The 10,742-nt window shown below is 65.3% G+C and carries 10 protein-coding genes; 3 read left to right on the forward strand and 7 right to left on the reverse strand.

Annotated features, from left to right (window positions below; genetic code table 11):
* Positions 1-14: 14 nt before the first annotated feature.
* The 5 genes from QX108_RS14525 to QX108_RS14545 all read right to left on the reverse strand — a co-directional run bounded on the left by QX108_RS14525 (position 15) and on the right by QX108_RS14545 (position 5,285).
* Positions 15-1,565: an AMP-binding protein gene (locus QX108_RS14525; protein WP_315799493.1), complete on the reverse strand. Its 1,551-nt coding sequence runs from the start codon at positions 1,563-1,565 to the stop codon at positions 15-17.
* Between the two features lie 93 nt (positions 1,566-1,658).
* Positions 1,659-2,288 carry a hypothetical protein gene (locus QX108_RS14530; protein WP_315799494.1) on the reverse strand — a complete coding sequence of 210 codons (630 nt, stop codon included), beginning with the start codon at positions 2,286-2,288 and terminating at the stop codon, positions 1,659-1,661.
* Entirely contained in the window at positions 2,285-2,782 is a 498-nt protein-coding gene (locus tag QX108_RS14535; RefSeq protein WP_315799586.1) for a c-type cytochrome, read from the reverse strand. The genes QX108_RS14530 and QX108_RS14535 overlap by 4 nt, the downstream gene beginning before the upstream one ends.
* 100 nt (positions 2,783-2,882) lie before the next feature.
* Positions 2,883-4,661, reverse strand: coding sequence for a PQQ-dependent dehydrogenase, methanol/ethanol family (locus QX108_RS14540; RefSeq protein WP_315726683.1), 1,779 nt, complete (start codon positions 4,659-4,661; stop codon positions 2,883-2,885).
* A 99-nt stretch (positions 4,662-4,760) separates the two neighbouring features.
* Positions 4,761-5,285 (reverse strand): copper chaperone PCu(A)C, encoded by a 525-nt coding sequence (locus QX108_RS14545; RefSeq protein ID WP_315799495.1) that lies wholly within the window; start codon positions 5,283-5,285, stop codon positions 4,761-4,763.
* Between the two features lie 132 nt (positions 5,286-5,417).
* Here QX108_RS14545 and QX108_RS14550 point away from each other — a divergent pair, with 132 nt between their 5' ends.
* From QX108_RS14550 to QX108_RS14560, 3 genes are all read left to right on the forward strand, one after another.
* A complete protein-coding gene (locus QX108_RS14550; protein ID WP_315725424.1) occupies positions 5,418-6,131 on the forward strand; it encodes a GntR family transcriptional regulator in 714 nt (237 codons plus the stop codon).
* A gap of 103 nt (positions 6,132-6,234) precedes the next feature.
* Positions 6,235-6,921, forward strand: coding sequence for a GntR family transcriptional regulator (locus QX108_RS14555; protein ID WP_315725422.1), 687 nt, complete (start codon positions 6,235-6,237; stop codon positions 6,919-6,921).
* Positions 6,922-7,064: 143 nt separating this feature from the next.
* Complete coding sequence (locus QX108_RS14560; RefSeq protein ID WP_315799587.1) at positions 7,065-7,925, forward strand: formate/nitrite transporter family protein; 861 nt, start codon at positions 7,065-7,067, stop codon at positions 7,923-7,925.
* A 15-nt stretch (positions 7,926-7,940) separates the two neighbouring features.
* Here QX108_RS14560 and QX108_RS14565 read toward each other — a convergent pair whose 3' ends face one another.
* Entirely contained in the window at positions 7,941-9,305 is a 1,365-nt protein-coding gene (locus QX108_RS14565) for a sensor histidine kinase (protein ID WP_315799496.1), read from the reverse strand.
* Entirely contained in the window at positions 9,280-10,737 is a 1,458-nt protein-coding gene (locus tag QX108_RS14570) for a sigma-54 dependent transcriptional regulator (protein WP_315725418.1), read from the reverse strand. The genes QX108_RS14565 and QX108_RS14570 overlap by 26 nt, the downstream gene beginning before the upstream one ends.
* Positions 10,738-10,742: the final 5 nt, after the last annotated feature.

The following is a 10,742-nucleotide window of genomic DNA, read 5'->3' on the forward strand; positions in this document are numbered from 1 at the left end:
TTGCAGCGACCAACTCACGAGAATCTTTTCTTCAGCTCGCGATGCAGGATCTTGCCGGTGGCGTTGCGCGGCATCTCGGCGTCGGTGATGAAGGCATAGCTTCGCGGCCGCTTGAAGCCGGCGAGACGCTCCTTCGCCCAGTCGGCCAGCTCGCACTCCCTGACCGTCATGCCGTCGCGCGGCACGATCACGGCATGAACACGCTCGCCCCATTTCTCGTCCGGCAGGCCGATCACGGCGATGTCCTTCACACTCGGATGCGCGCCGACGAGCGCCTCGACCTCGGAGGGATAGATGTTCTCGCCGCCGGAGATGATCATGTTGCTCTTGCGGTCGGCGAGGTGGATGTAGCCGTCGGCGTCGCGGCGCGCCATGTCACCGACCGAGCAATAGCCGCCGCGGAACGCCTCCGCCGTCTTCTCGGGCAGCCGCCAGTAACAATCGAAGGTGTGCGCGTTGGACGAATAGAGCTCGCCCGCCTCGCCGTCCGGCACCTCGGTGCCGGCCTCGTCGAGGATGCGGATCGGCGCGGCGCCGACGCATTCGCGCCCCACCGAGCCGAGCTTGGTGAACTGCTCATGCGGATGCAGCATCGTGACCCAGCCGGTCTCGGTTGCGCCGTAGAGCTCGTAGAGGCCCGACCTCGGGAACATCTCCATCACCTCGCGCTTCGTTTCGGGGCGCGCCGGCGCCGAGGAGATCATCAGCTTGGTGACCGCGCTGAAATCGTGCTGCGCGCGGACAGCGTGCGGCAGATCGAGCATCATGATGTAGTGCGTGGGGACCAGCGACGTGAAGGTCGAGCCGCCGCCGGCGAGCGTCGACACCGCGTGCTCGGGATCGAAGCTCTTGCGCGAATAGATCGAATTGACGCCGCCGATATAGCCGAAGGCGCCGAAGAAGTTCAGCGAGTTGGCATGGCACATCGGCATCACCAGCAGCGCACCGTCGTTGCGGCTGAGCTTCAGCTCGATCTCGGTGACCATCGACAGCAGCACGGCGCTGCGATGGCTGCGCAGCACGCCCTTCGGCTTGCCGGTCGTGCCGGAGGTGTACATCAGGGTCCAGGGATCGGACAGCGCGACCTGCTGGTCGGGCTCGCGCGATGACGCGGCCGCGATGATGTCCTCATAGCCCCGATAGCCGGCCGGGCGCGGCTTGCTGCCGAAGTGGATGAAGCGATCCTCGGCGATGCCGAGATCTCCGCGGACCTCCTCGACGAGGCCCACGAGTTCGTCCTGCGCGATGACGGCGGAAGCCTCCGCATTCTGAACGATGAACTGCACCTCCGGCGCGGTGAGGCGGAAATTGATCGGCAGTGCGACGAGGCCGGCCTTGGCGGTGGCGGCATAGATCTCGCACCATTCGACGCAATTATATGCGAGGATCGCGACGCGGTCGCCCTTGGCGAGGCCGAGGCCAAGCAGCGCATTGGCGAGCCGGCATGCGCGCTCGTTCCAGAGCGAAAAGCTCATCGACCGCTCGAGGTCGCGGGCGCCGGTTCGCTCCGGCGACATGCGGGCGTGCGCCGATAGCATCTGCCCAAAGTTCAGGAGATCCCTCATCGCCCCCTCCTCCTTCGGCAAATCTCCAGACGCGACAACGTCAGCCGTGACACTCTTAGCCGCGGCCAACAGGCGCGGCTCGAACGCGTCGACTTAGTTCGTCTGCTTCGTGATCCGGACCAGTGTCTGGTCGACGAAACTCTTGATGTCCTGATCCGGCTTGCGGAACAGCTCGCGCTCCACCGTCAGCGTCCGGCCGGGCACCGTCTTGTTGCAGACCTCGCGCAGGAACACGCCGCCCACGGGCTGCTCGCCCGCAGTCGGCTGCAGCTCCTTGCAGTCCCAGCCTTCGGCGCCGTAACGCGACTTCACCTGATTGCCGAGCAGGAAGGCCTTCTTGCGGATATAGAGTCGCGCCTTTGGATCGGTCTCGATCGTCAGGCCGGTCACGGTCCCCTTGTCGTCGACCAGGACGGTCAGCAGCACCGGATGCCCCGCGACCTTGGTGCCGTCCTGGCTGGTCTCCGGATCGAAGTCGAAGCGCACCGCATGACGTGACCGCTCGTCGGCCGGACAGTCGCGCCAGGCCGACCATGCGCTGAGCTTGCGGTCCGGATCCTTGGCGCAGGTCAGATTGACATAACCTTCATTCGGCAGATCGCCGATCGGCATGCCAACGGTGATGTCCCGCAGATCGTAGCTCGGCACCGCCTGCGCAGAGGCCGCATGCATCACAGCGGACAGGAACGTCGCGAAAATCGCAGCGAAGACTGAGCGTTTCATTTCGGTGGCTCGCTTGCAGGCCTGGTGGCGCTGGCCTTGTAGATGTCGCAGACGCGCGATGTATTGCCGAAGAAGGCCGTGCATTCGTCGTAACTGGGCTCGCCGCGCCCCTTGATGTGCGCGAGCACGTAGTCCGCAACCGCCTCGATGTCATTGGGGCGCAGGAACACACCCCCCTCGGGCGGCATGCGCTCGCCGACGTCCTGACGGCTCATATCGTAGCACTTCGCCGTGTCGTAGGAGCCGCGCGCGAAATACGGCATGCCCGTTCCCGGCCGGCCGCAGGTCACGGTCTCGATGATGTGCTGGCGGTCGAGCTCGGTCTTGCGCAGCGACAGCGCGTCGCCGCCATAGCCGCCGCCGCCGTTGCCGTGCCATTTGTGGCAACCGACGCAGTTCGCGCGCTTGAACACCGCTTTGCCCGCGTCGGTCGGGTCGGCAGGTGCGGCTGATTGCGCCGAGGCGAGCGATCCTGAGAGGAGAACGAAGGCCAACGCCACGCCGGACGTGATCGCACTGAGTTTCATCTGATCTTCTTGTCGAACAGGGAATAAGGGGCGGAGCGGAGGCAAGGCCTCCGCTCCGCAATCGACGTCACAGCGCGAAGACGTAGAGCATCGAGCCGGGCTGGATCTTCTTCAGCTCGGGCGTGGCTTCGATGAACCACTTGTCCCAGGCGCCGCCGAGACCGACCAGGATCGCGACATACTGCTTGCCGTCGACGGTGAACGTCACCGGAGGCGCGTTGACGCCGCCGCCGGTGTTGAACTCCCACAGCTTCTGCAAGGTCTTGGCATCGAGCGCCATCACCTCGCCCGAGGGCTGGCCGGTGAACACGAGGTCAGGCGTCGACAGCATGCCGCCGAGGTTCGGGAACGGCGTCTCCATCTTGCCGGCGATCTTGCCGGTGGTGACGTCGATCGCGGTCACGCTGCCCGTGATCTTGAACGGCTGGCTCGGTCCGCCGCCGGTCCAGAACTCGCGCGGCTTCAGCTTGTCCTTGGTGGCTTCCTCGACCGTGATCCGGTTGCAGCTCTCGATTACCGGGATGTACCAGAGCTTGAGGTCCGGATTGTAGGACGTCGGCGGCCAGTTCTTGCCGCCCATGTTGCCGGGGCAGATGTCCGCGACCTTGTTCTCGCGATGCGGCGTCACCGCTGCGTTGTAGCGCTGCACCGGGTTCTTGGGATCGTACTCGATCGGCTTGCCGGTCTCCGGATCGAGCCCCTTGGTCCAGGTCACCTTCTTGACGAACGGCAGGCCCCAGATGAACTTGCCGTTGGTGCGGTCGATCGCATAGGCAAAACCGTTGCGGTCCGCCTCGAGCGCGAGCTTCAAGGTCTGCCCGTTCGGCGCGGGCACGTCGACCAGCACGTTCTCGGCGACGCTGTCATAATCGTAGGGATCGTTCGGCGTGTGCTGGTAGTGCCACTTGATCTTACCGGTATTGGCGTCGAGCGCCAGCGAGCTGTCGGTGTAGAGGTTGTCGCCCGGACGATAGGCGTTGTCCCAGTCCGGACCGGGGTTGCCGACGCCCCAGATGATGGTGTCGGTCGCCGGATCGTAGGTGCCGGTCACCCAGGTCGAGCCGCCGCCGGCCGCAGCCGCATCGTTGCTGTCCTTCCAGGTCTCGCTGCCGGGCTCGCCCTTCGCCGGAATGGTATGGGTACGCCAGACTTCCTTCTGCGTGCCGAGATCGGTCGCGGCGATCCAGCCGCGGATGCCGTATTCGGCACCTGCGACGCCGGAAATTGCCATGTTCTTCACGATCAGCGGCGCGCCGGTGATCACCTCGCCCTTGTCGGGATCGGCGACCTGGCGCTGCCAGGCGACCTGCCCGGTTTCCTTGTTCGTTGCGATCAGCCGGCCGTCGAGCGTGTGCGAGACGACGAGATTGCCCCACAGCGCGACGCCGCGGTTGTCGACGCCGCAACAGGCGATGGCGCCGGCCCAGTCGTGATCCGTCTTCGGATCCATCTTCCACACCAGCTGGCCTTTGCCGCCGCGCGCATCGATCTTGTAGACCGAGCCCCAACCGTCGGTGACATAGATCATGCCGTTCTCGACGATCGGCGTGCCTTCGAGACCGCCATGGCTCCAGATGCCGCCGCCCTCGACGCCACCGAGATGCATCGTCCAGGCGACCTTCAGATTCTTGACGTTGTCCTTGTTGATCTCCTTCAACGTCGAGAACCGCGTGCCCGAATAGTTCTTGTGATGATGCAGCCAGTTGCCGGCTTCCTTGTCGGCGTTGAGCAGCCGCTCCGGCGTCATCTCGTCGGCGGCTTGCGCCGGAGAGGCGAGGTGGAAGCAGGCGAAAGCTGCGCTGGCGAGCAGCATCGCCCGTAACGTGGACCTGACGTGTTTCCTCATCATTTCCTTCTCCCAAGATGATTTTTGCATTTTGTTGGACGACACCCCGCCGGCGCGCAGCGGAGAGGCAGCAGGCGAAGAACAAGCTTCAGACAAGCTTCAGGGCGACTTGCGGACCTCGACCTCCGTTTCGATGGATCCCGCTTTCTGGAACACGATCGTGCAGGTGAAGCGCTTGCCGGGTTCCAGCGGCTCGCGCGTCTGCAGCAGCATCACGTGATAGGCGCTCGGCAGCAGCACCAGCGTGCTGCCCGCGGGAATCGGAATGTTGGGAATGGCGCGCATCGCCGGCGCGCCTTCGCCGCGATCGACGGTATGACGTTCGGAAAAATTCGCGATCGGGCAGCGCACGCGCATCAAGGCTTCGGGCGCCGTGGTTTCATTCTTGATCGTCAGCAGCAGCGGAATGTCGCGACCGACCTCGGGTGTCGCAGGCACCCAGGCTTCGGAGAGAGTCAGACCTTCTCCGGCCGCAGCAGCTGCAGGCGCCGTCGCGACGAACGCGGCACCGAGCGCCGCCACCCATCCATACGCTGATGCCGGCCTCGAGCCGGCGCGCACGCTGCCCTCCGAGGACGCCGAGCAGCTCTGGTCGCGCTTCGAACGAGCCGGTTGATCCGACACGGACGCCCTCCCCGATCATATGAAAGCCGTTTTAGCTTGGCTCCTTATTTTTGAATTCGTACTCTGAATTCGAATTCCTCGCAAATGAATTTCCGGCTTGACGTGCTAATGTCCGACACAATGTGATGGCTCATGCGAATCGTGCCCCCCGCCCCTTCCCTGGTCGATCAGGTCGTCGAAGCGATCACTGACGAGATCGTCAGCGGCGTGCTCACCTCCGGCTCCCGCCTGATCCAGGACGATCTGGCGCAGGCCTACGGCGTGTCGCGCCAGCCGGTGCAGCAGGCCCTGATCCTGTTGCGCGGCTGCGGGCTGGTGCAGAGCGCACCGGGCCGCGGCCTGATCGTGGCGCCGCTCGATCCGGGCTTCGTCCGGGATCTGTACGAGATGCGGGCCGTGCTCGAAGGGCTTGCGGCGCGGCTCGCTGCCGAGCGCGCGAGCGACCGCGCTGCGATTGAAGGCCCGGCCTACATCGCCGCCGGCCATGAGGCGGTCAGAAGCGGTCTCGTCAGCCGCAAGATCGAGACCGACATCGCCTTCCACCAATTTCTCGGCGAGCTGTCCGGCAATACGCTGATCGGCGAGACCATGGCGCCGCATTGGCCATGCCTCAAGCGCGTGATGTCCGACGTGCTGCAGAAGGAGGAAGGCATGTCCCAGACGGTCTGGGACGAGCACGAGGATATTCTCGCCGCGATCATCGCGGGCCGCAGCACGGACGCCGAACGGCTGAGTCGCGAGCACATCTCGCGCGCCGCCCGCGTGTTCATCCGCCATCTCGAAATCCAGCAGGAGAGCCGGCCGAAGCAGCGGCGCACGCTCTCGGCGCGGAAGTTCTCGCTATGACCGTCACGGATCGCACGGTGTTCGCGGGCCCGGCTCCAATGTGCCGCCCGCCCGCCTCGTATCGATCCTCAGACGTAACACCGGATCAGGTGCAGGAGGCCGCGTGCCGCCGCTGACGACCCAGCCAAGCCTCACCGAACGCGTCTACCAGCGCATTCTGTCCGACATCGTCGGCGGCGATCTGCCGGAATCCGCGCGCCTGATCCAGGACGATCTGGCGCGCGACCTCGGCGTATCGCGGCAGCCGGTGCAGCAGGCGCTGCTGCTGCTGCGCAATCAGGGATTTGTACGCGACGCGCCGGGCCGGGGTTTGGAGGTCGCGCCGATCGACACCGACTTCATCCGCAACCTCTATGAAATCCGCGCTGTCGCCGAAGGCCTCGCCTGTGCACTCGCGGCCAGCCGCGGCGCCGAGCGTGCCGCCGAGGAAGGCCCGAAGCTGATCGAGGAAGGCCGGCGCGCGGAGCGCGAGCATTCGGTCGAGAAGCTGATCGAGGCCGACGTGAAGTTTCACGAATTCCTCTACGAGATCTCCGGCAACTCCGTGATCCAGGACACCACCCAGCCGCACTGGCTGCATCTGCGCCGGCTGATGGGCGAGGTGCTGATGCGCGACGAGACCCCGCGCCGGATCTGGGATCAGCACGAGGAAATCCTGAACGCGGTGATCGCGGGCGACGCGCAGAAGGCCGAGGACCTGGCCCGGCAGCACATCACGCGCACCGCCACGGTGCTGCTGGCGCGGCTGTCCAAGCAGCGCGAGCGGGTGCCGGTCGCCACCGTGTCCTGACCTCGGCCTCCGCGCCGGCGACACATCCGTCGCGCCAACCATCAGGAACCTTGCCGCCTCCTCGCACGTTCAGGCCGACGGGAGATCTCAGCATCTCCATGTCAGCGTTGGCAGCCGCCACGCCAGCCGACGGATCCCGCGACGTGCGCAGCAAGGCAACCGCTCCGACCTTCAGCCCAGCGGCCGACATCGAGGGCGTCTCGGAGCAGCAGAGGCGGGAGATTCAGGCGCAGAGCCGGCCCAACGCCGCACTGATCCACGAGACGATCCGCGCCGAGGGCGAGAGTGAGCTCGAACGGCGCTGGTGGGCCATTCTGCTGTCTGGCCTCGCCGCCGGCCTGTCGATGAGCCTCTCGCTGATCGTGCAGGGCGAATTCCTTGCCTTCCTCTCCGACGAGGCGGCGCGACGGCTGCTCGCTCCACTCGGCTACACCGCGGGCTTTCTCGTCGTCGTGCTCGGCCGCCAGCAATTGTTCACCGAGAACACGCTGACGCCGATCCTGCCGCTGCTGCACCATCGTGACCTCAAGACGCTGGGACGGGTGGCGCGGCTCTGGAGCCTCGTGCTGATCGCCAACATCGCAGGGACCTGGGCGGCGGCGGCGGCGCTGGCGTATACTGATGTGTTCGAGTCGAGGATCATCCAGGCGTTCACCGAGCTGAGCCGCCACACGGTCGAAGGCCCGTTCTCGACCACCTTCATGCGCGCCGTCTTCGCAGGCTGGCTGATCGCGCTGATGGCGTGGCTGCTGCCGGCCGTGCGCGGGGCGCGCGCCCAGATCGTGATGGTGATGACCTATCTGGTGGCGCTCGGCCAGTTCGCGCACATCATCGCCGGATCGGTCGAATGCGCCTTCCTCGTTCTCGAGGGGCAGGCCTCATTGAGCGGCTATGTCGGGGCCTTCTTCGTTCCCACCCTGCTCGGCAACGTCGTCGGCGGCACCACGCTCGTGGCGCTGCTCAACTATGGTCAGGTCGCTGCCGAGCTGGATCAGGAGACCTGATCGAGGCACAGACGGTCAAGCGGCCGGCAGCGCGAAAGAGAACGTGGCGCCGCCCTGCGGCTCGGTGGTCGCGGACAGCTCGCCGCCATGCTCGCGAACGATACCGTAGCTGATCCACAGCCCGAGCCCTGTGCCCTCGCCCACACGCTTGGTCGTGAAGAACGGCTCGAAGATGTGGCTCAGATGATCCTTGTCGATGCCCGGACCATTGTCGGCGATCCGAAAGAGAACCTCGCCGCCCTGGCGCGCCGCCGAGACCACGAGCCGCGGCAGCTCGGTCGATCGCATCGCGTCGATCGCGTTCTCCACCAGGTTGACGATCACCTGATGCAACTGGCCTTCATTGCCGGAGATCCACAGATCCGGCTCGACCTCGATCTGGATATCCACCCGATGCTGCTTGGTGCGTCCGGCCCACAGCACGGCCGTGTTGATCAGCCGCTCGATGTTGACGCGCTCGACCTCGCCGAGCTTGGAGAAGGACAGCCGGCGCAGGTTCTTGACGATCTCGCTGATCCGCACCGCGCCTTCCAGCGTGCCCTCGATCAGCGGCCCGAAATCCTCCAGGATGGCATCGATCCGCAGATCGTTGCGGAGCGCGGCGACGTCATCGGCGACCGGCTGCTCGTGGATCGCGTCGAGATAGCCGACCAGCGCGGTCCGGTAGCGCATCAGGGTGTGGATGTTGCCGTAGACGAAGCTGATCGGATTGTTCAGCTCGTGGGCGACACCGGCGACGAGCCGGCCGAGGCTGGCCATCTTCTCCTGCTCGACCAGCTGCCGTTGCGCGCGCTGCAGCTCCTGATGCGCCTTGTGCAGGGCCTCATAGGCGCGGCGGAGCTCGCCGATCGGACGGCCGGTCAGCACCACGCCGATGAAGCGGCCTCGGTGATCGTGCCGCGGCGAGCTGTTGATCGCAAACAGGTCGGAGCTGCCGGCGGCCGACGCGAACCGTAGTTCTCCGTCGACCACCTCGGCACCGCTGCGGGGCGTCAGCAGCAATGCGAGCTTGCCGCGATGTTCGGAATCGATCATGTCGGCCATGTTGCGGCCGACGATGTCGGCCAACAGGCGGCCTGAGGTCCGCTGAAACGCCGAGTTGGCCTGCTGCACCGTGCCCCTGGCGTCGCAGACGACAAGAATGTCAGAAACCGATTCGATGACGTTGGTGACGAAGGCCTGCGCCTCCTCGAGCTCGGCATTCTTGTGCTCGAGATCGACCTCGTAGCGCAGCAGGTCGGAATAGACCTCATCCATCTTGCGGATGACTTCGATCCAGACGCCTTCGCGCTCGCTGTCGAATTCGAGCGATCCGCTGCGGGCTATCAGCTTCAGCAGCGTATCGGCGCCGGACTCAGGAGAATGCGTGGCCTTTGCCATTTTTCTTCAGATCGTATCTCGACAATTTGTTGCGCAGGCCGACCCTCGACAGACCGAGCTCGCTGGCGACGCGACTGATGTTACCATCATATTTCTCCAGACAATGGACGATGATGGTCTTTTCCAGATCCTCGACCCTGTCCTTCAGGCTGCCCGAACCGTTGAGCTTGCCATTGGCCAACGCGGGCGCGGCACGGCGGCCGTTGCGCCGGCCGGCAAAAGGCGGACAGCGCAGCTCGTCGGCATCGGCCAGCACCGCCATGCGCTGGATCTCGTTCTGCAGCTCGCGGACATTGCCCGGCCAATGATAGCGGGAGAACTCCTCCAGCGCCGGCGGCGCGAAGCGCAGATGCGGCCGATTGAACGAGGATTTCACCGCAGCCAGCACGCCCTCGGCGATCAGCGGAATGTCCATCGGACGCTCGCGCAGCGACGGCATGTGCACCGGGAATGCAGCGAGCCGGTAATAGAGGTCGCGGCGGAACCGGCCGGCCTCGACCTCGGCTTCGAGATCGCGGTTGGTCGCCGCGACCACACGGACGTCCACCTTGCGCACCCGCTGCGCGCCGAGCGGCCGGATCTCGCCCTCCTGCAGCACACGCAGGAGCTTGACCTGAAACGCCGGCGACGTCTCGCCGATCTCGTCCAGAAAGATGGTGCCGCCGTCGGCCACCTCGAACAGGCCGATGCGATCCTGATAGGCCCCGGTGAAGGCGCCCTTCTTGCAGCCGAACAGCTCGCTTTCGAGCAGCTCGTCCGGCAATGCACCGCAGTTCTCGACGACGAACGCCTTGCTGGCGCGCGCGGAGCCGTAGTGAATCGCGCGTGCGAGGAGCTCCTTGCCGGTCCCCGACTCGCCGGTGATCAGCACCGAGATGTCGTAGTCGGCGGCGCGCCGGCCGAGCTCGATCACATTGCGCATCGGGCTCGCCGCCGAGTGCACGATCCGGTCGAAATCATACAGCTTCTTGGCTGCGCCGCGCTTGACCGAGACGACCTTCTTGATGTGCTCGGGCGTAGCCTTGACGTCGACGCCCGCAGTTTCGGTTTCCTTCTGCAGCCGATACAGCTGCACGGCCTCGCGCACGATGTCGATCAGGCGCTCCGGCTGCCAGGGCTTCGTGATGTACTGATAGATGCCGGCCTCGTTGAGCCCGGCGATGATGTCCTCGGAGTCCGAATAGCCGGAGATGATCATCCTGACAGGATCGGGCCATAGCTCGCGCACGCGCTTCAAGAAGCTGACGCCGGATTCCTGCGGCATCCGCTGGTCGCAGATCACCGCATGCACGATCTCGCCTTCGAGCAGCTTCTCGGCGTCCGCGGTATTGCCCGCGCACAGCACCTCGAAATCCTGATTGAGGACACGCCGCAGCGCTTCCTGCGACCGGATCTCGTCATCTACGACCAGTATCGTTCCCTGAATGCCCATCACGC

It is taken from the genome of Bradyrhizobium sp. SZCCHNR1002 (assembly GCF_032381435.1).
GTDB classification, from domain to species: domain Bacteria; phylum Pseudomonadota; class Alphaproteobacteria; order Rhizobiales; family Xanthobacteraceae; genus Bradyrhizobium; species Bradyrhizobium aeschynomenes.